Source organism: Bradyrhizobium sp. Cp5.3 (assembly GCF_000426265.1).
Taxonomy (GTDB): Bacteria; Pseudomonadota; Alphaproteobacteria; order Rhizobiales; family Xanthobacteraceae; genus Bradyrhizobium; species Bradyrhizobium neotropicale.
Map to the genome: position 1 here is coordinate 261246 of NZ_AUFA01000004.1, position 17916 is coordinate 279161.

Sequence of the window (17916 nt, forward strand, 5' to 3'; positions counted from 1 at the left end):
ATGGACACCATCAGGTGGATCATCTCCACCACACCGGAGATCTTCTTGTCGCTGTTCACGGCTTGAGGGAGATCGCGATGCGCGCGCCGCTGACGGCAATCCTCCGGTCCCTGGCAACCGCCATTCTGCTTATTGCCGCTCTCGCTGCGCCGGCGCGCGCCGATGAGAATATCCGCATTCAGGAAGAGATCTGGGCCCTGCCCTTGCCACTGCCGATGTTCGCCTATCTGGTGCGCCCGGTCGGCGACGGCCCCTTCCCGCTCGTGATCATGAACCACGGCGTCTCGATGAATCCGACCGACCGCAGCTTCTTTCCGCTGGTCGAATTCCGCGACGCCGCCAAATGGTTCGCAAAGCGCGGCTATCTCGCGGTGGCGCCGGTCGGCACGGGCTATGGCGCGGCCGCCATCGACATTCCCGAGCGCGCAATCTATGGGCCGTTCTTCTCCAAGGTCGGCAAGTGCACCAATCCCAACTTCCACGACGCAGGCCTTGCGGTCGCGCAGGTCGATCTCTGGATCATCGATTACATGACCGCAGAGAAGCGGATCATCCCGAAGGACGTGATCGTGGTCGGACAGTCAGCCGGCGGCTGGGCCTCGATCGCATTGTCGAGCGTGAACCCGCCGCAGGTGAAGGCCATCATCACCTTTGCCGCCGGCCGCGGCGGCCGGGTCGGCGGCAAGCCGAACAACAACTGCGCACCCGACAAGCTTGTCGAAGCAACCGCGGATTTCGGCCGCACCTCGCGCGTCCCGATGCTGTGGATCTACATCGAGAACGACACGTTCTTCGGTCCCGATCTGTCGAAGCGCATGCATGCGGCTTTCACCGCCGCCGGCGGCCGCGCCGAGTACCACCTGATGCCGCCGTTCGGCAACGACGGCCATTTCTTCATCGGCTCGCCGGATGCGATCCCGCTCTGGTCGCCGCTGGTGACGGGATTCCTCGACGCGCAGAAATAGAGTCAGGCTCCGGAGGCGCAACCATGCCAAGCACCCGTGATTGTCTCGCAGGCCTTCTGGTCCTCGCAATTGCCGCTGTCGTGGCATCTCCCGGCATTCCCGCGCAAAAGGCCGCACGGGCCGACAAACCGGCCGAGGTCGCAACGCGCGGCCAGCGCGAGGCCAAGGACATCACCTACGGCGACTGGCAAAAACTCTGCTTCAAGGCCGGCGGCGCGCCGACGCTGTGTCGGACGTCGATCACCGGCAAGTTTCCGACTGGCCAGACGGCCGTGCGCGTGGACCTGATCGAGCGCGAGGATGCGCCAACGGCGCGGCTGCAATTGTTCGTGCCTGTCGGCATGTACCTGCAACAGCCGGCCAAGCTGACCGTCGATCAAGGGCAGTCCCATCGGATGCCTTATACTTGGTGCGCCACCAACGCCTGCATTGCGGCGGACGTCGCTGATCCAAAGGTCATCAAGGAGATGGAATCCGGGAAAACGCTGGCCCTCGAGGTCGTCGATTCCAATCTGCTCGCCCTGACGACGTCGATCCCCCTGTCGCAGTTTGCGTCCGTCCACAAGGGCGCGCCGACGAAGACGCTGGAGCAATATGTCGATGAATGAACGACACTTGCAGCGCTACATGACGCCTGCGCGCTCGACTGACTCGATCAGCGACTGTGCTGTGAATGGCTTGACCAGGTAGGCGATACAGCCGGATGCAATTGCCGCGGCTCGGTTTGCCGTGCTGTCATTGCCGGTGACGTAGATGACCGGCGCGGTGACGCCTGCATCCGTCAGCTTTTTCCGCAAATCGAGGCCCGAGCTTCCGTCCAGATTGATATCGAGCACGATGCAGATTGCCTTCTCGAAGTTGGCGTGATCGAGCAGAGCGGCCGGGGAGTCGAACAGAGTGGTCGCGAAACCGTGCTCGCGCAGCAGCCTGTTCATGCTGGTCCGCATGGACGGATCGTCATCGACGATGAAAACGGATTCGCGCGTCGGCAAGACTGTTGGCCTTCCCGAAAGATGAGCGAAACTGCAAGCCGGTGACCGCGATGGAATACGCAATACCCGTGTCCTGCTTTCATCGACAAAATATCTGTCACAGCATTGCGCACAGCGCGCGGTGCACTGTCAACACGCTTTCATATTGTCCTTTGGGGAAGTGACATCACGGAAACTGCATCGCGATGACGAAGCAGTTAACCGCCGTTCGTATCGAGCATTCCGAGCCGCTCCGCGATCGAAACAAGCTCCGCGAGTGAATGAACCTGCATCTTTTCCATCACCTGATGGCGGTGCGCTTTCACAGTGCGCTCGGTCGTTCCGAGTTCATGCGCGATCTGCTTGTTGATTCTGCCGCGCACGATGAGATCGAACACCTGCCGTTCGCGCTGCGTCAGCGTGGCGAGGTGACCGCGGAACGATTCGAGCCTGCCGCGCTGCGCGCGCGCCGCATGCTGGCGCGCCAGCGCGCGCTCGATCGCGTCGATCAACTGCTCTGAGGAGATCGGCTTGGTCAGGAAATCCTCGGCGCCGGCCTTGATCGCCCGCACGGTGGTCGGCGTGTCGGCGTGTCCGGTCAGGAAGATGATCGGCAGGGTCGAGCCCGATTCAATCAGACGGCTCTGCAGGTCGGGACCGCTGAGTCCCGGTATCCGCACGTCGAGCAGGATGCATCCCGGCTGCTCGTCGTCAGGAGCGGCATCCAGCAGGTCCTGCGCTGACGCATAGGTCGCAACGTCATAGCCGGCGAGCTTCAGCCGGCGCTCGATCGCCGTCCGAAAGGAGTCGTCGTCGTCGACCACGTGAACGAGGCCTAGCGCGCTTCGCCTCTCGCCGGATCCACCGAGAACCATCGAATTCTCACTCTGAAAATACTTGCAAGATAATCCGACAATCAAGACGTCTGCTTAGCAATGGCCTGCATTCCGGCATAGGTAACCTTCTCATTTCGCGCAACAAACGCCCGAAGGAACGTCCGCTGTCCCTTAGGACAATGAACCTTGGGACAATGGATGAGAATACCGCCTTAGTCGTAAATCGCCTCCGGCGGGAGTGGGAAGGCGCGGCGCATTCCCAGCTGTGAGATTTTTTCGTTTGACGGACCAATCCGGCGGTGAGCTGAGGAGTTGGCTATGTTCGTACGCATCACAACGGATTCCACACCGCGCCCCAATTCGCTTCGTGATCTCGGCATGACCAGCGATTCAAATACGCTCATCAGTTTAAGCGAATTTTCCTACAAGAAAGGCAGCGAGATCTACGGCGAGAAGGAGCCCGCCGAGTATATCTACCAGGTCAGGTCCGGCGCGGTACGCAGCTACAAGCTGCTATCGGACGGCCGCAGGCAGATCGGCGCATTCCACCTCGTCGGCGACATCTTCGGACTCGAGAACGGCGGCGAGCACCGCTTCACGACGGAAGCGATCGTCGATACCACGGTGCGCCTGGTCAGACGCCAAAGCCTCGAGCTGGTGGCCGAGAGCGATGCCATGGTCGCCAGGAACCTGCTCAGCATGACCACGACCAATCTCCAGCACGCCGAGGATCACATGCTGCTGCTCGGCCGCAAGACCTCGCTGGAGCGGGTTGCGGCCTTCCTGCTCGAGATGGACAAGCGGCTGACCGCGGCCGGGGTCATAGCGCTGCCGATGTCGCGGCGCGACATCGCAGACTATCTCGGCCTGACGCTGGAGACTGTCTCCCGCGCCCTGTCACGGCTGCACGAGCTCGGCATCCTCGGCTTCGTCGGCAATACCCAGCGCCAGATCGTGCTCTTGGACCGGCGCCAGCTCGCGAGCCTCGACCTGCAGCCTTGAACAAGTGAGTCGCGGTTGGTTGCATCAGGTCGAGGATGATCTGGTGCCCGGCGGTTCGGCCAGCCTCAGGTGCTCAAGTGTCTTGCGCAGGACCTCGAACAGGATGGCAGCCGACCAGCCGAACAGCAGCACACCATTCATCGCAGTCAGCGGGCCGATGAGCCGCCATTGGCGCACCGGTACGATATCGCCGTAGCCGAGGGTGGTGTAGTTGACGAAGGCAAAATAGAGCAGATCGCTCCCGGGCTCGGCGGCGTCGATGATGGCGTACGTCGAGGCCCACACCAGGATTTCCAGCGTGTGCGCGACCTTCAACACCGCGGCAGTTGCGACCATCACGCCCATCAAGTGCAATCTGGGTCGTGCGGTTTTCTGCAGGCCGGCGCTGCGAGCGATCCAGACGGCAACGACCGTCACCAGCGCGTGGATCCCGATATTGATCAAACTGACCAGCGTACCGACAAGGAACTGAAGCAGCATAAGGGCTGGCCTGAACTTCAATCGCGCTTGGCGGAGGGTGGCCCAAGGCGCGATCGCTGTGCCCTCATGCGCCTGATTTCGCTCTTCATAGCCTCCATCTTCTCGTCTCGCTGCTCCGTCCCCGACTCCCGCAGTTCATCGCGTTGCAGCTTCTTGAGCGCCTTCTCGACCGAAAGCTTGTTCGTCTCAGCCATGACACACCCTCCTTGCATTGCTGCGATCGCGAATTGCGATAGTCCTGCGGGCAATTGCCGTAGGTGTCATGCAACCGCACGCCAGCCCTTCAGCTCTTCGGGCTGAACATGCCGCCTGCCGCCTTCATCGCCGATTCGCCCGCGGTCCTGGCCTGATCGGTCATCGCTCGCATCTGGTCCTGGAAGAACTCGGCCTGAAGCTTGAGCGCGTCCGGCACGTCCTTGGCATGAATGAGCTTCTCGCCGAGATCAAAACTGGCCGTGACATTGCGCTGCATCAGGCTGCAGAGCTCCCTGGCCTGACCCGCGATCGGCAGCGGCGAAGAGGCGAGGCCCTTCTCCAGTAGCTCGAAATAGTCCGCATTGGCCTTGCGCAGGCGGCCGAGCGCCTCGGTCAGCATCGCGCGAACATTCTCTGCGGACGGATTGATATCTGCCATTACATCTCTCCCTTCAGGGGTTGGCGGTTACGCGGGAAGTCCTCCGAACCAGGCGCCGAAATAACCGGCATGGAGTGCCGGCGGTTCCAGATTCATCGAATGCCCGATGCGGGGCACGACGACGAGGCGGCAGTCCGGCATCGCCTCGGCCATGGCGCGAAGATCGGCCGGCGGAATCCAGCCGTCCCATTCGCCCCACAGCACCATTGCAGACTCCTCCTGGCGGTGTTTCGCGTGAACGCTAGGGGGCGCACCTTCCGGACGTTTGATTTAGCTCAATGGAAGCCTCAGCTCTGCGTTGAGGATTGGCCATCACCATGTTGGCCCAACCTGATGGAGTCTTTCCTCGACTTCAAGCCATTGACGCCGCAGCTCTCGTCAATCACCGTGCCGACCATGATCCTGAACGGCGAGTTCGACTTCCTGACTCCGCGCGCGCTGCACGAGACCTTGCGGGTCGAGATCCCCGTCCAGAGGGAGGCGACATGAGCGAGTTCTTCGGACCCCTCGATTCCGAGGGCCGCGTGCCGCCGTTGCAGCAGACGCGTGTCGCCACATTCCTCATCTCCGCACACGGTGCCCTGGCGCGGCAGTCGGCATTCACCTTGCCCACAAGGCTCGAATCCGCCTGGCAGACCGAGCTGAACGCGCAGCTCTTCCGCGAGACCGAAATCGTCTCGCTGCTGATGCGCGCGACGAGCTGGGCGCCTGATCCCGGCCTGGGCTACATGGTCGCGACCTGGGAAAGCGCCTGGTTTCCGCAACCGGTCTACGAGATTTCGGACTGGCCTCTCGCGGTAGCGATCGGTCTTGCAACGCTCGCCCACGCCGTTCACGCGGGTATCCGGCCGGCAGCATTGTTGCCGGCGGAAGCAAATCCCGAGGATCCGTTCGCAATGGCGCTGCGCCGCATCGAGTTCGAAAGCAGCCGCCTGCTCCAGGCACAAATCCTGTCGCTGAAGGGTCCCGACCTCGTCCCATTTCGCGACGCCGTCGATTCCGCACTGGAGCGGCGCCACGCCGAGGTGCGCAAGCTTTGGCGCGAGACGCTCCAGAGCGTCGGTGTCGCCTTTGACGAGTGACGTCGAGCCTTGACGCAGATCAAGGGTGCGCGACTGCACCCTGCCAACCTGCATCCACCGCCATTCCTGCGTCCGCCGACCGGAGTTCCGACCATGAAGGCCGTTTCCGTCGAAGAAGCCGTTGCGATGATCCCGGCCGGCGCGAGCGTCATGGTCGGCGGCTTCATGGGCGTCGGCACGCCGGAGCGCCTGGTCGATGAAGTGGTGCGGCAGCAGAAGACCGGTCTGTCGCTGATCTGCAACGATGCCGCGATACCGGGCAAAGGCGTCGGCAAGCTATTCGATGCGGCGCTCGTGTCGCAGCTGACGGCGACGCATATCGGGCTCAATCCGAAGGCGCAGCAGCAGATGCTGGCGAACCAGATCAATGTCGATCTCGTGCCGCAGGGCACCTTCGTCGAACGTATTCGCGCTGGCGGCTGCGGGCTCGGCGGCGTGCTGACACCAACCGGTGTCGGCACCCTGGTTGCCGAAGGCAAGCGCCAGATCGAGGTCGACGGCAAGCCGTTTCTGCTCGAGATTGCGCTGCGCGCCCAGTTCGCGCTAGTGCATGCCTTTCTCGCCGACTACCTCGGCAACCTCGCTTACGCACTGACCTCCCGCAACTTCAACCCGATCATGGCGATGGCCGCCGACACCGTCATCGTCACCGCGGAGAACATCGTGCCGGTCGGCGTCATTGCGCCCGATCACGTCGTGACGCCGGCGCCACTCGTCGACTACCTCATTACGAACGGGTGAGATCATGGATCCGCAGATCATCATCGCCCGACGTGTTGCCAAGGAGCTGAAGAACGGCAATCTCGTCAATCTCGGCATTGGCATTCCAACGCTGGTCGCGAACTACGTGCCGTCCGATCTGAAGGTGTTCTTTCAATCGGAGAACGGATTGATCGGCACCGGGCCGATTCCCGAGCAAGGCATGGCTCATCCGACGCTCACCGATGCCGGCGGGCGCCCGATCAGCGCGCTTCCCGGCGCCAGCACCTTCGACAGCGCGATGTCGTTCGGCCTGATCCGTGGCGGCCATGTCGATATCACCGTGCTCGGCGGCCTCCAGGTCGACGCGCACGGCCTTCTCGCCAACTGGATGATCCCCGGCAAGATGGTCCCGGGCATGGGCGGCGCGATGGACCTCGTCACCGGCGCCAAGCGCGTCATCGTCGCCATGCAGCACGCCGCCAAGGGCAAATCGAAGATCGTCGCCAAATGCACGCTGCCCCTGACCTCGGCGCGGCCGGTGAACCTGGTCGTCACCGATATGGCCGTGATCGGCTTTCCCGATGGCAAGGCGACGCTGCTGGAAACTGCGCCCGGCATCAGCGTCGGCGAGGTCATGGCGGTGACGGAGGCCGAACTTGACGTTCCCGACACCGTGCCGGAAATGAGGATCTGACGAGGTCGTCATGCGAGTCTTCAGCGATTTCGACGAGATCAAAGCCGCCATTGGCACCGAGATCGGCGTCAGCGATTGGGTGGAAGTGTCGCAGGACCGCATCAACCAGTTTGCAGAAGCGACCTGCGATGAGCAGTGGATCCACGTCGACCAGGAGCGCGCCAGCAAGGAGATGCCGGGCGGCAAGACCATTGCCCACGGCCTGCTGTCGCTTGCACTCGCGCCTCTCTTCATCCGCTCGGTGATCGGCCTGAAAGGCCTGCGCAACACGATGAACTACGGCGCCGACCGGATCAGATATCTCGCGCCGGTGCCGGCGGGCTCGAAGCTGCGCGGCCGCGTCACGGTCGCCGAAGCCGAGGATGTGCCACCGGACGGCCTGCGCGTGAACTACCATCTCGTCATCGAGATCGAAGGCGGCAAGAGACCCGCCTGTGTCGCCGAGCTGATCGCCCTGCACTACCGCTGAACACAAAATATGGAAAACAACCCCATGCAAAGTAGCGTGGGTTGTCAGCATGCTGCCTTCAGTCAGCCAAACCGTTTGACACGTCGGGCAAAACACCGGCACGATGCCATGATCAGCCCAAAGTGTCCTGACCGGTGTCCCAGGCCGTGTGCCCATAGATGGGGTTGCCTAGCGTCTCCTTCGGCTCAAAAAGGTGGCGTTGCCGCAGGCGAGCGCTGAGAGGCGCCGAAGCCGACCGGGAACCCTGCCGTGCGAGTCTGGATTCCCGCGATGGTTGGGGTAAGGTTACGCCGCCTGCGCAGAACAATTGCAAACGACATCCGGGAGGAAGTGATGCTCGACACCACGCTTAGCGCGCGCGTCCAGGTTTTCCTCGACAAGTTTGAAGCCGCGCTTGCGGTGGGCGATCTCGACGCCGCCGTAGGAATGTTCGCTCCGGAATGCTACTGGCGCGATCTCGTTGCCTTCACCTGGAACATCAAGACCATGGAAGGCCGCGATCAGATCCGCGACATGCTCGCGCAATGCCTCGCGCATGTGAAGCCGCACAACTGGAAAATCGCCGAGGGTGAGACGCCAACCGAGGCCGGCGGCGTGACCGAATCCTGGATCACGTTCGAGACCGATGTCGCGCGCGGTTATGGGCTCATCCGCCTGCAGGATGGTCAGATCTGGACTCTCTTGACGACCATGGCCGAACTGAAGGCCCATGAGGAAAAGGCTGGCTTCAGCCGACCGCTCGGCGCCAGGCACGGCGTCAATCCGGGCGCCAAGACCTGGAAGGAACTGCGTGACGAGGAAGTCGAGCAACTCGGCTTCAAGACCCAGCCCTACGTGCTAGTCATCGGCGGCGGACAGGGCGGCATTGCGCTCGGGGCGCGGCTGCGCCAGCTCGGTGTACCGACGATCATCGCCGAGAAGAACGCACGCGCCGGCGATTCCTGGCGCAATCGCTACAAGTCGCTCTGCCTGCACGATCCCGTCTGGTACGATCACTTGCCCTACATCGATTTCCCCAAGAACTGGCCTGTCTTCTCGCCCAAGGACAAGATCGGCGATTGGCTGGAAATGTACACCAAGGTCATGGAGCTGAACTACTGGACCAACACCACGGCCAAACGCGCCAGTTGGGACGACACCAGGAAGGAATGGACCGTCATCGTCGAACGCGATGGCAAGGAGATTACTCTGCGGCCCAAGCAGCTCGTGTTCGCGACCGGCATGTCGGCCAAGCCGAACATGCCGGACATCAAGGGCATGGAAACGTTCAAGGGCGAGCAACACCATTCCTCACGCCATCCCGGCTCCAGCGGCTACAAAGGCAAGAAGGTGGTGGTGATCGGCTCGAACAATTCGGCCCATGACATCTGCGCTGCGCTGTACGAGGCCGGCATCGACGTGACGATGGTGCAGCGCTCGACGACCCACATTGTGCGCTCGGATTCGCTGATGGAAAGTATCGGCGATCTTTATTCCGAACGCGCCGTCCGCGGCGGAATGACGACGGCAAAGGCCGATCTGATCTTCGCTTCACTGCCCTACCGGATATTGAATCAGTTTCAGAAGCCGGTCTACGACAAGATCCGCCAGGATGACGCCGCTTTCTATGCCGGGCTGGAGAAGGCCGGCTTCAGGCTCGACTTCGGCGACGACGATTCCGGGCTATTCATGAAATATCTGCGCCGAGGCTCGGGCTATTACATCGACGTCGGCGCCTCGCAGCTTATCATTGACGGCAAAATCAAACTGTTCGCTGGACAGGTCGAGGAAATCACGCCCAACGGCGTCAGGCTCGACAACGGCAAGGAATTGCCAGCGGACGTGATCGTCTATGCCACCGGCTACAGCTCGATGAACGGCTTTGTCGCCGATCTCGTCAATCGGGAAATGGCCGACAAGGTCGGCAAGGTCTGGGGCCTCGGCTCGAATACGACAAAGGACCCCGGCCCATGGGAAGGTGAGCAGCGCAACATGTGGAAGCCGACGCAGCAGGAAGGCCTATGGTTCCACGGCGGCAATCTGCATCAGTCGCGACATTACTCGCAATTCCTTTCCCTGCAGTTGAAGGCACGCTACGAGAGCATCCCGACGCCGGTCTATGGCCTGCAGGCTGTCCATCACAAGGCCTGACATTGCCGAGTGCACAGCGGGGCTCGCGGATTGCGAGCCCCACGCCATTTCCGGGTCTCCGCACTCGCCAACGCAATGTCCGCCTCGTCTCGCCGAGCCGACAGCGCTGACTTGATCCGCCATGTCGGGAGGGGAGAATCCCCCGCCGCGTCACTCGATGACTTCGTCGGCCGTGGCCAGCAGCGAAGGCGGAACGGTGAGACCGAGGGCCTTGGCCGTCTTCAGATTGACGACTAGTTTGAAACGCGTGGGCTGCTCTATGGGCAGATCGCCGGGCTTTGCGCCTTTCAGGATCCTGTCGACATAGCCGACCGCCCGACGAAAATAATCTGGGAAATCCGGTCCATAGGATAGCAGCAGGCCGTAAGGTACCTCTTCAGCGTTGGCTGTAATTGTCGGCACCTTGTGCGCCATGGCTGATGCGCCCACTTGCACCCGTTCATTGTACATCGGCGCTCCAAAGACTAATGCGCCGTCAAAGCCCTCACGCGCAATCGCCGAAAACGTCGAGTCGATTTCATCTGCCCTGGTCACTTCGAATATTTGTGTCGAGCATCCCGCAGCTTTGCCCGCTCTTTCGTTAGCGATAATGGTAGGCTTTGAAGATGGCTCCCGGGGATCGAGCACGAGGGCCAGGCGGGCTAGCTTCGGAACGATTTCCTTCAAAAGCTCAAGCCGCTTGCTGGTGAGGTCAACGGTCATCAGTGAAAATCCGGTGACATTGCCACCAGGGCGAGCGAGACTCTCGACAAGCCCCTTACCGACCGGATCCGGATCGGCGACAAGTACGATCGGAATGGTGTTGGTGGCTCGTTTGGCTTCCATGGCGCCAAGTCCGGTCACCGCGACGATCACATCGACTTTGCTTTCTGCAAGTTCCTGCGCAAGCGCACGAAACCGTTCCGGTTGCTCGGCAGGAAAACGGTGGTCGATCTCGATATTCTTGCCTTCGACGTAACCAAGCTCGTGAAACGCTTTGGTCAGGACGACCAGATATTCCTCTTCTTGCTTGGCGTTGGCGGCGTGCCAGAGAATGCCGACGCGCGGGTTTGGCTTGCGTCGTTGCGCGCGCGAGGAAAGCGGCCATGCCGCAGCGGTGCCGCCGAGCAGCGTCATGAATTCGCGGCGTCTCATTCGATCGCCTCGCCGATTTTGGCTGACCCGCCGACCGCATTAGAGCACGGCCAAGCCAACGATGTAACCGGGCAAAACGCAATGTCCGTTGCGGGTCATCAACGCCAAAACTCCGAGTGAGCATAATAGGTCTGCTTTCAGGCAGAAAGCCTCTCCTTGGCGAGCCAAGCTGAGCCTGCCCGCCAAGCTGCGATTCAAACCTGATCGTGGGGACGAAGCGTGTGCTATGAGCTCACTGGCCAAGAGTAGGCTGCCATCGCTCTAATGCCGCCGAACAAGCACGCAGGTTGCCAGCAACGGCGCGTAATGCGCCGCCTCGCGCTCAATCGATGATGTGATAGCCGCCATCGATGTAAAGAACGCCGCCGGTCATCAGCTTGGCGCCGTCGAGCGCCAGGAACGCGGTGGCGTTGCCGACGTCGTCGATGCTGACGAGGCTGCGTGCCGGCGCCTTCGACTGCGCCTTGTCCATGAGCTCGTCGAACTCGGGAATGCCTGACGCCGCGCGGGTCGCCAGCGGTCCAGGCGAGATCGCGTGGACGCGGATGCCCTTCGGGCCGAGCTCCGCGGCGGCGTAACGGACGGCCGATTCGAGCGCCGCCTTCGCCACGCCCATGACGTTGTAGTTCTCCACGACCATCTGACTGCCGTAATAGGTCATGGTGAACATGGTGCCGCCATTCTTCATCAGCGGCTCGGCCAAATGGGCCATGCGCAGGAACGACCAGCACGACACGTCCATGGTCTTGAGGAAGCCGTCGCGGCCGACATCGACGACGCGGCCATGCAGTGCATCCTTGGGCGAGAACGCGATGGAGTGAAGCAGGAAGTCCAGCTGGCCCCATTCCTTCGCAATGCGCTCGAACACCGCCTCGGTCTGTCCCTCGACCATCACGTCCAGCGGCATGAAGATCGACGCCTCCAGCGCCTGCGCCAGCGGCTCGACATGCTTCCTGGCGCGGTCATTCAGATAGGTGACGGCGAGATCGGCACCAAGCGCGCGAAATGCCCGGGCGCAGCCCCAGGCGATCGACTGATCATTGGCGATGCCGACGACCAGGCCCTTCTTACCCTTGAGGGCCACCTTGCTGTCCGGAAACACAGGAATCATGACACCCTCTCAGGTCTTGGGTTGGTCGATCGGCCGTTCATCAGCAGCGACAGCGTGTGCTGCGCGATCATCAGCTCCTCGTCGGTCGGAACGACATAGACGGGGATGAGGCTGCCAGACCGGGAGATCAGCCGCGCATGGCGCGCATTCTCGGTCGCATCGAGCGCTACGCCAAGCCATCCGAGCTGCTCCGCGATGCGCGCGCGGATCGAGGCCGAGTTCTCGCCGATCCCGGCCGTGAACACGAAGGCGTCCAGGCCCTGCAGGGCCGCCGCCAGCATGCCGGCGTTGAGGCCGATCCGGTAGACGAAATAGTCAATCGCGAGCTTTGCATGCGGATCCGTGCTCGCCTCCAGCTCCCGCATGTCGTTGCTGACGCCGGAAAGCCCCTTCAATCCGCAGTCGCGGTAGAGGAAGTCCTGCACCTTCGCCGCCGACATTCCCTTTTCCGACATGAGATAGAGCACCACGCCGGGATCGATCTGACCGGGACGCGTCCCCATCGGCAAGCCGTCGAGCGCGGTGAAGCCCATGGTGCTTTCGATACTGCGCCCGTCCTTTATCGCGCACATCGAGGCGCCGCTGCCGAGATGAGCGACGATCACGCGTCGCCTGGCGATGTCGGGCGCCACGCTCGGCAAGGTTCTGGCGATATACTCGTAAGACAGGCCGTGGAAGCCGTAGCGCCGCACGCCCTCGGCATGAAGCTGATGCGGGATGGCGTAGTGATCGGCGACGGCATCATGCGTGCGGTGGAACGCGGTGTCGAAGCACGCCACCTGAGGGAGCGTCGGGAAGTTCGCCAGCAGCGAGCGGATCGGCGCGAGGTTGTGCGGCTGATGCAGCGGCGCTAGCGGGACGAAGCGTTCGAGACGGGACACCACGCCGTGGTCGATCAGGACCGGCCGGGCATGGTCCGGACCGCCATGCACGACGCGGTGGCCGACCGCGATCGGGATGACCCGAAGTTCGTCCCGCAACCAGTCGCCGGCAACCGCCATCGCGGCCGGAACGTCCGGCACGGCTTCGATCGGATAGGCGCGATCGGCCAGCGGATCGCCCGTCGCGTCGCTCGCCCGCAGGCGCGGCCGGCTGCCGATACCGTCCATCTGTCCCTTGATCTGCCGGCGAAGCGCCCCATCGCCTTCAACCGAATAGACCTGGAACTTGACGCTGGAGGAGCCAGCATTGATGACCAGGATCGTGTCCATGGCAGTCACGCGGCAACTGTCGGCGCCTTCTGGCGCCGGGCGCGGGCATAGAGCGCAGCAACCGCGCAGGAAGCCATGCGCGCGCGCGGCGAATCCGCGCGCGACGTCAGGACGACCGGCACCCTTGCACCGAGCACGATGCCGGCGCCGTCCGCCTTGGCGAAATAGGCGAGGTTCTTGGCCAGCATGTTGCCGGACTCGAGGTCCGGAACGACCAGGATCTGCGCGCGGCCGGCGACCTCGGAGGTGATGCCCTTGATCCGCGCCGCTTCCGGGTCGATGGCGTTGTCGAACGCCAGGGGCCCATCGAGCATACCGCCGGTGATCTGGCCGCGATCGGCCATCTTGCACAAGGCAGCGGCTTCGATCGTGGATGGAATTTTCGTGGTCACGGTCTCGACCGCTGACAGAATCGCGACGCGGGGCGCCTTGCCGAAGCCGGCCAGGTTGTAGAGATCGATCGCGTTCTGGATGATGTCGCGCTTGGCGTCGAGATCCGGGAAGATGTTGATGGCGGCGTCGGTCACGAAGATGGTCTCGGCATAGGCCGGCACGTCCATGACAAAGACGTGGCTGATGCGCCGGTCGGTGCGCAGACCGCCGACCTTCGCAGTCACGGCGCGCATCAACTCGTCGGTGTGCAAACTGCCCTTCATCAGCAGCTCGCCCCTGGCGGCATGAATGAGCTCGACGCCTTTGGCGGCGGAATCGTCGCTATGCGCGGCGTCGACGATGTCGAAGCCCGCTACGTCGATATCGAATTTGGCGGCGACGTCTCTGATCTTCCTCTCGGGTCCGACCAGCACCGGCCGGATGATCCCCGCGCTCGCGCTATCGACGGCGCCGCGCAGCGAGGTCTCGTCGCAGGGATGCACGACGATGGTCGGAATCGGGGGGGCAGCCCTCGCTGCCGCGATCAGACGGTCGTACTTGCTGCCTGGCTGCGCTTGCGTCGTGTCGGCCGACATGATGTGACTCCCGATCCTGCCAATCCGCGTTACGACGCCCTTGCCTTGGTGTCGAAAGGGGCGACGTTCGACGTCAACTCCCCTTCCCCGTCCAGACCGAACAGCTCGGCCATGCGCTTCAGACGCCTGGCGCGCTCGCCGGTGATGTCTGCGCTCGCCGAAAGCACCTCCCGCATCGCCGCGAAGGCCGCGCGCCTCTGGTTCATGTCGTCGGGCAGCAGTTTGGGAATGGCAGCGAGCGCGCCCTCCTTATCCAGCAGCAGCATGAAGAACTGCTCGCGCACCAGCATCTTGAATTCGGACAGCGTCAGCCGGGCACCGGAATAGTCGCGCCGAACCTGACGGAGCGCCTCGATGCTTCGCTCGTCGACCATGCCGCGGGCGGAGCCGACATAGAGCAGCGCCCGGAGCGCCGCTTCGCGAAGCCCGCCCTCGCCGATGCGGGACTTCAGCTCGGCAATCCGCCTCGCGAGCATGGCGCGGTGCTCCGCCGACATCTCGCGGACGTGCGACGGCACCGAGTTCGGGTCGATCCCGACGGCGGCCTGGAGCGCCGGCGAGCCGTAGACGTTGAGGAAGATGGTCTCGCTCAGCGCTTCCTGCGCATCGCGCCAGCTATCAAGCGCGTGGACGATCTGCTTGGATATCTGCTCCTGGAACGCCAGGAACGGATTGTCCTTCGAGACGGGCCTGCGGTTGTCCTCGACGGCATCAGCGGCAGACTTGACGGTGGCCATCCAGGGATTCTGGCTGCTGAAGGCCTCATATTGCAGCCGCAGCGGGTGCATGTGGCGCGCCAATTCGGCCATCTGCGGCGTCACCATGCCCTTGACCCAGGGCTGCATGAACTTCCGGTAGGCGGCGAGATTGAGCTCGGAGATGCGCTTGGCGGCGGCAAAGCGCCGCTCATCCTCGGGCGAGTTGCCACCCATTGCGCGGATATCATCCAGCGTCCGGGCCTCGCAGCGCATCACCCACTGGCCGGCCGCGAGATCTGCATTGAGCGTCTCCGCGCCGCGAGCTTCGAACATCGCTTCATAGAGCCCCGGCGGCAGCACGTCGATCAGGTCGATATTGCCTGAGAATTCCGCATGCTCCTTCTTTGCCACTCCGCCGGAGACGAAGATGCCGAGATGGCCGACGCTTTCGTGAACGGTGTAGACGATGGTCTGGCCATAGGCCCTGATCTCGTCGACGTCGGCGTAGCAGTCGAGGATCCAATGCAATGCCTGCTGCGGCGGGGTGATGTTGTCGCCCTTGGAACAGAACACCACGATCGGTGAGCGGATGTTGCGCAGGTCAACCTTCTGCCCGTCGGACATCTCGATCTTGCCGGCGGCGAGGTTGTTGCCGACGAAGAGCTCGTCGACGATGAACTGGATCTCCTCGGCGTTGAGATTGACGTGCCCGCCCCACCAGCGCTCGAAGTCGAGGTAGCGCTCTGCCTCGGTGTCGACCTTGGAATAGACGTTGTATTGCTTGCTCCAGAGCGTGTTGGACGGGTTCTGGTTTTCAAAATTCTGCACCAGCCAGGCGCCGTCGAACTTGCCGGCGCCGAGGTCGCTCGCGAGGGCCGTGAGCCAGCTTCCGCCCAGAAGCCCGCCCGAATAGCGCATCGGATATTTGCCGTGCACGCCTGCCCAATATGCGAGCGGCGCACCGGCGACGATCAGGGGGCCGAACAGTTCTGGCCGCAGTGACGCCAGGATCATGATGGCCCAGCCGGCCTGGCAATTGCCGATCACGCAGGGCTTGCCGTCGGCATCGGGGTGGCGGCTGACGACCGTCTCGATGAACTTGGCTTCCGCGCGCGCGACGCGCTCGATGGTCTGGCCTGGCATGGGCTCGGGCAGGAAGCCGATGAAATAGCAGGGATGGCCCGCCTGCATCGCGACGCCGATCTCGCTGTCCGCCTTGAAGCCGCCGATGCCCGGTCCGTGACCGGCGCGCGGATCGACCACGACGAATGGCCGCCGGCTCATGTCGATCTCGACGCCCTTGGGTGGAACGATGCGTACCAGCGCGTAATTGACCGGCTCGTCCAGCTTGCGGCCGTCCATGATCAATTCGGCGGCATATTGCAGCACATGCGGCGCAGTCTGCGCGACGTGCTCGCGGTACTGGTCGCCGCGCTGGCGCATGATGTCCAGGAACAGGACGCTGCGCTGTCCCGCATCGACCATGTATTCCACGGCGGAGGAGACCAGACCCGACATTGGGCCGCCCGGCAGTTTCATATTTTCCATCGACATGTCCGACCTCGCCGTCGCCCGCACGCCTATTCAAGGAGCCCGGCGGTCGCCGACGTTGACATAGGTCAACGGTCGGCGACGACGTTCGAGGCCGGCGCGGCGTGATCGATGCGGATCCAGGCTGCCGCCAGTTCCCAGGCGACCGACAGGATGATTGGCCCAATGAAAAGACCGATGATCCCATGTGCAAGTGTTCCGCCGATCACCCCGATCAGGATGACCAGCGTCGGCGTGGTCAGTCCGCGGCCCATGACGAGCGGTTTCAGGATGTTGTCGAGGAGACCGACGAAGACTAGGAACACGGTCAGTAGCAACGCCGTACCGACGTCCTTGTCCATCCAGATCCAGATCACCACGGGAAGAATGACGATGGTGGCTCCGATCTGGACGATCGACAGCAACAGCACGATGATGGCGAGCAGGCCCGCGCTCGGGATGCCTGCGAGCTTGAAGCCGATCCCGGCCAAAAGCGCCTGCACGATGGCGACGCCGATTATGCCCTGTGACACCGCACGGATGGTCGCGCCCGCAAGCTCCAGAAAATGCTCGCTCTGCTCCGGCACGATACGGATCAGGAAGCCGCGGATCGCGTCGACCAGCTGCGGCCCGTACGGGAACAGGAAACCGGCAACGAGCACCGACAGCAGGAACTGGAGCGTGCCGATGCCGGCATCGCCGGCGAACGACAGCATCATCCCGGCGAGCGGCTTCAGGTACGGCGCCACCTCGCGCAGTGCCGCGCGGATGTTGGTGTAGGCCTGATTCCAGAAATCGTAGAGCCATGGTCCGATCAGCGGCCAGCCCTTGATCTGCTCGGGCGCGGTCCGGAGCCTGAGATCGCCGGCTCCGATCTGGCTCGCAAGATCCTTGATGCCTTCGACGGCGCTGAGGCCGAGCCAGGTCGCAGGACCAATGACGATGCCGAGCGTGACCAGGGTGAGAATGGCCGCAGCGATCCGGGGACGGCCGCCGAGGCATTTGGCGAGCCAGCTGAACACCGGATAGAAGGCCACCGCAAGGATCGCGCTCCAGGTCAGGATCGGTACGAAGGGCTTGATGATCAGGAAGGCCCAAAGGACCAGCAGCGCCAGCAATCCAAGCCGGATCACGAGCTGAATGATCTCGTCCGTGGACAGGAGCTGGCGCAGTGTCTTCAAGGCTTGGTGCCTGTCTCTCGAGGTGTGGCCACACTCGCCAAGCGTAGCCGCTCATCTGGCGCGGAAGGCTTGATCCAGATCAAGCAGGGCATTGCGGCCTAAAGGCCTGATCGGCCAA

The 17916-nt window shown here is 62.9% G+C and carries 20 protein-coding genes and 1 pseudogene; 9 read left to right on the plus strand and 12 right to left on the minus strand.

Translation table 11 applies throughout. The annotated features are described in order from the left end of the window. The first annotated feature begins 77 nt into the window (after positions 1-77). Together K289_RS0108955 and K289_RS0108960 are read left to right on the plus strand one after the other, a co-directional pair. Positions 78-965, plus strand: a complete 888-nt coding sequence (locus K289_RS0108955) for a S9 family peptidase (RefSeq protein WP_027551193.1) — start codon at positions 78-80, stop codon at positions 963-965. A 23-nt stretch (positions 966-988) separates the two neighbouring features. Then, positions 989-1573 carry an invasion associated locus B family protein gene (locus K289_RS0108960; protein ID WP_027551194.1) on the plus strand — a complete coding sequence of 195 codons (585 nt, stop codon included), beginning with the start codon at positions 989-991 and terminating at the stop codon, positions 1571-1573. A gap of 15 nt (positions 1574-1588) precedes the next feature. Here the strand turns inward: K289_RS0108960 and K289_RS0108965 are convergent, their stop codons facing one another. Both K289_RS0108965 and K289_RS0108970 read right to left on the minus strand, forming a co-directional pair. After that, a complete protein-coding gene (locus K289_RS0108965) occupies positions 1589-1957 on the minus strand; it encodes a response regulator transcription factor (RefSeq protein WP_027551195.1) in 369 nt (122 codons plus the stop codon). Between the two features lie 197 nt (positions 1958-2154). Continuing rightward, positions 2155-2811, minus strand: a complete 657-nt coding sequence (locus K289_RS0108970; protein WP_051310526.1) for a response regulator transcription factor — start codon at positions 2809-2811, stop codon at positions 2155-2157. A 279-nt stretch (positions 2812-3090) separates the two neighbouring features. On the opposite strand from K289_RS0108970, the gene K289_RS0108975 reads away from it, so the two are divergent. Then, on the plus strand, positions 3091-3774 hold the full coding sequence (locus K289_RS0108975) for a helix-turn-helix domain-containing protein (protein WP_027551197.1): 684 nt from the start codon (positions 3091-3093) through the stop codon (positions 3772-3774). A 24-nt stretch (positions 3775-3798) separates the two neighbouring features. Here K289_RS0108975 and K289_RS0108980 read toward each other — a convergent pair whose 3' ends face one another. The 4 genes and pseudogenes from K289_RS0108980 to K289_RS0108995 all read right to left on the minus strand — a co-directional run. Continuing rightward, the gene (locus K289_RS0108980; protein WP_027551198.1) at positions 3799-4254 is read right to left on the minus strand and encodes a potassium channel family protein; all 456 of its coding nucleotides are present in this window, start codon (positions 4252-4254) and stop codon (positions 3799-3801) included. A 17-nt stretch (positions 4255-4271) separates the two neighbouring features. Then, positions 4272-4448, minus strand: coding sequence for a hypothetical protein (locus K289_RS51465; protein ID WP_198024675.1), 177 nt, complete (start codon positions 4446-4448; stop codon positions 4272-4274). 89 nt (positions 4449-4537) lie between these two features. Beyond that, positions 4538-4888: a phasin gene (locus K289_RS0108990; RefSeq protein WP_027551199.1), complete on the minus strand. Its 351-nt coding sequence runs from the start codon at positions 4886-4888 to the stop codon at positions 4538-4540. Positions 4889-4915: 27 nt separating this feature from the next. After that, positions 4916-5095: pseudogene (locus tag K289_RS0108995) on the minus strand (alpha/beta fold hydrolase); the annotation flags it as partial. Positions 5096-5221: 126 nt separating this feature from the next. Here K289_RS0108995 and K289_RS50300 point away from each other — a divergent pair. From K289_RS50300 to K289_RS0109025, 6 genes are all read left to right on the plus strand, one after another. After that, on the plus strand, positions 5222-5377 hold the full coding sequence (locus K289_RS50300) for an alpha/beta fold hydrolase (RefSeq protein ID WP_245283875.1): 156 nt from the start codon (positions 5222-5224) through the stop codon (positions 5375-5377). Further along, the gene (locus tag K289_RS0109005; RefSeq protein ID WP_027551201.1) at positions 5374-5970 is read left to right on the plus strand and encodes a hypothetical protein; all 597 of its coding nucleotides are present in this window, start codon (positions 5374-5376) and stop codon (positions 5968-5970) included. Before K289_RS50300 ends, K289_RS0109005 begins: the two co-directional genes overlap by 4 nt. Before the next feature lie 93 nt (positions 5971-6063). Continuing rightward, positions 6064-6711: a CoA transferase subunit A gene (locus K289_RS0109010; protein ID WP_027551202.1), complete on the plus strand. Its 648-nt coding sequence runs from the start codon at positions 6064-6066 to the stop codon at positions 6709-6711. A gap of 4 nt (positions 6712-6715) precedes the next feature. Then, positions 6716-7366: a 3-oxoacid CoA-transferase subunit B gene (locus K289_RS0109015; protein WP_027551203.1), complete on the plus strand. Its 651-nt coding sequence runs from the start codon at positions 6716-6718 to the stop codon at positions 7364-7366. A gap of 10 nt (positions 7367-7376) precedes the next feature. Further along, the gene (locus K289_RS0109020; protein ID WP_027551204.1) at positions 7377-7835 is read left to right on the plus strand and encodes a MaoC family dehydratase; all 459 of its coding nucleotides are present in this window, start codon (positions 7377-7379) and stop codon (positions 7833-7835) included. 333 nt (positions 7836-8168) lie between these two features. Next, a complete protein-coding gene (locus K289_RS0109025) occupies positions 8169-9965 on the plus strand; it encodes an NAD(P)/FAD-dependent oxidoreductase (protein ID WP_027551205.1) in 1797 nt (598 codons plus the stop codon). Positions 9966-10115: 150 nt separating this feature from the next. Here the strand turns inward: K289_RS0109025 and K289_RS0109030 are convergent, their stop codons facing one another. The 6 genes from K289_RS0109030 to K289_RS0109055 all read right to left on the minus strand — a co-directional run bounded on the left by K289_RS0109030 (position 10116) and on the right by K289_RS0109055 (position 17798). Further along, positions 10116-11099, minus strand: a complete 984-nt coding sequence (locus K289_RS0109030) for an ABC transporter substrate-binding protein (protein WP_027551206.1) — start codon at positions 11097-11099, stop codon at positions 10116-10118. Between the two features lie 322 nt (positions 11100-11421). After that, the gene (fabI, locus tag K289_RS0109035; protein WP_027551207.1) at positions 11422-12210 is read right to left on the minus strand and encodes an enoyl-ACP reductase FabI; all 789 of its coding nucleotides are present in this window, start codon (positions 12208-12210) and stop codon (positions 11422-11424) included. Then, entirely contained in the window at positions 12207-13421 is a 1215-nt protein-coding gene (locus tag K289_RS0109040; RefSeq protein ID WP_027551208.1) for an acetate/propionate family kinase, read from the minus strand. Before K289_RS0109040 ends, fabI begins: the two co-directional genes overlap by 4 nt. 5 nt (positions 13422-13426) lie before the next feature. Next, positions 13427-14389, minus strand: coding sequence for a phosphate acetyltransferase (locus K289_RS0109045; RefSeq protein ID WP_027551209.1), 963 nt, complete (start codon positions 14387-14389; stop codon positions 13427-13429). Between the two features lie 29 nt (positions 14390-14418). Then, positions 14419-16641, minus strand: coding sequence for a DUF3141 domain-containing protein (locus K289_RS0109050; protein ID WP_027551210.1), 2223 nt, complete (start codon positions 16639-16641; stop codon positions 14419-14421). A gap of 65 nt (positions 16642-16706) precedes the next feature. Continuing rightward, the gene (locus tag K289_RS0109055) at positions 16707-17798 is read right to left on the minus strand and encodes an AI-2E family transporter (protein WP_035684302.1); all 1092 of its coding nucleotides are present in this window, start codon (positions 17796-17798) and stop codon (positions 16707-16709) included. Positions 17799-17916 lie beyond the last annotated feature (118 nt).

Excerpts from the sequence above, each read along its gene's own strand:
- K289_RS0108955 (WP_027551193.1), top strand. The coding sequence starts at position 78 with ATGCGCGCGCCGCTGACGGCAATCCTCCGGTCCCTGGCAACCGCCATT.
- K289_RS0108960 (WP_027551194.1), top strand. The coding sequence starts at position 989 with ATGCCAAGCACCCGTGATTGTCTCGCAGGCCTTCTGGTCCTCGCAATT.
- K289_RS0108970 (WP_051310526.1), bottom strand. The coding sequence starts at position 2,811 with ATGGTTCTCGGTGGATCCGGCGAGAGGCGAAGCGCGCTAGGCCTCGTT.
- K289_RS0108975 (WP_027551197.1), top strand. The coding sequence starts at position 3,091 with ATGTTCGTACGCATCACAACGGATTCCACACCGCGCCCCAATTCGCTT.
- K289_RS0108980 (WP_027551198.1), bottom strand. The coding sequence starts at position 4,254 with ATGCTGCTTCAGTTCCTTGTCGGTACGCTGGTCAGTTTGATCAATATC.
- K289_RS51465 (WP_198024675.1), bottom strand. The coding sequence starts at position 4,448 with ATGGCTGAGACGAACAAGCTTTCGGTCGAGAAGGCGCTCAAGAAGCTG.
- K289_RS0108990 (WP_027551199.1), bottom strand. The coding sequence starts at position 4,888 with ATGGCAGATATCAATCCGTCCGCAGAGAATGTTCGCGCGATGCTGACC.
- K289_RS50300 (WP_245283875.1), top strand. The coding sequence starts at position 5,222 with ATGGAGTCTTTCCTCGACTTCAAGCCATTGACGCCGCAGCTCTCGTCA.
- K289_RS0109005 (WP_027551201.1), top strand. The coding sequence starts at position 5,374 with ATGAGCGAGTTCTTCGGACCCCTCGATTCCGAGGGCCGCGTGCCGCCG.
- K289_RS0109010 (WP_027551202.1), top strand. The coding sequence starts at position 6,064 with ATGAAGGCCGTTTCCGTCGAAGAAGCCGTTGCGATGATCCCGGCCGGC.
- K289_RS0109015 (WP_027551203.1), top strand. The coding sequence starts at position 6,716 with ATGGATCCGCAGATCATCATCGCCCGACGTGTTGCCAAGGAGCTGAAG.
- K289_RS0109020 (WP_027551204.1), top strand. The coding sequence starts at position 7,377 with ATGCGAGTCTTCAGCGATTTCGACGAGATCAAAGCCGCCATTGGCACC.
- K289_RS0109025 (WP_027551205.1), top strand. The coding sequence starts at position 8,169 with ATGCTCGACACCACGCTTAGCGCGCGCGTCCAGGTTTTCCTCGACAAG.
- K289_RS0109030 (WP_027551206.1), bottom strand. The coding sequence starts at position 11,099 with ATGAGACGCCGCGAATTCATGACGCTGCTCGGCGGCACCGCTGCGGCA.
- fabI (WP_027551207.1), bottom strand. The coding sequence starts at position 12,210 with ATGATTCCTGTGTTTCCGGACAGCAAGGTGGCCCTCAAGGGTAAGAAG.
- K289_RS0109040 (WP_027551208.1), bottom strand. The coding sequence starts at position 13,421 with ATGGACACGATCCTGGTCATCAATGCTGGCTCCTCCAGCGTCAAGTTC.
- K289_RS0109045 (WP_027551209.1), bottom strand. The coding sequence starts at position 14,389 with ATGTCGGCCGACACGACGCAAGCGCAGCCAGGCAGCAAGTACGACCGT.
- K289_RS0109050 (WP_027551210.1), bottom strand. The coding sequence starts at position 16,641 with ATGTCGATGGAAAATATGAAACTGCCGGGCGGCCCAATGTCGGGTCTG.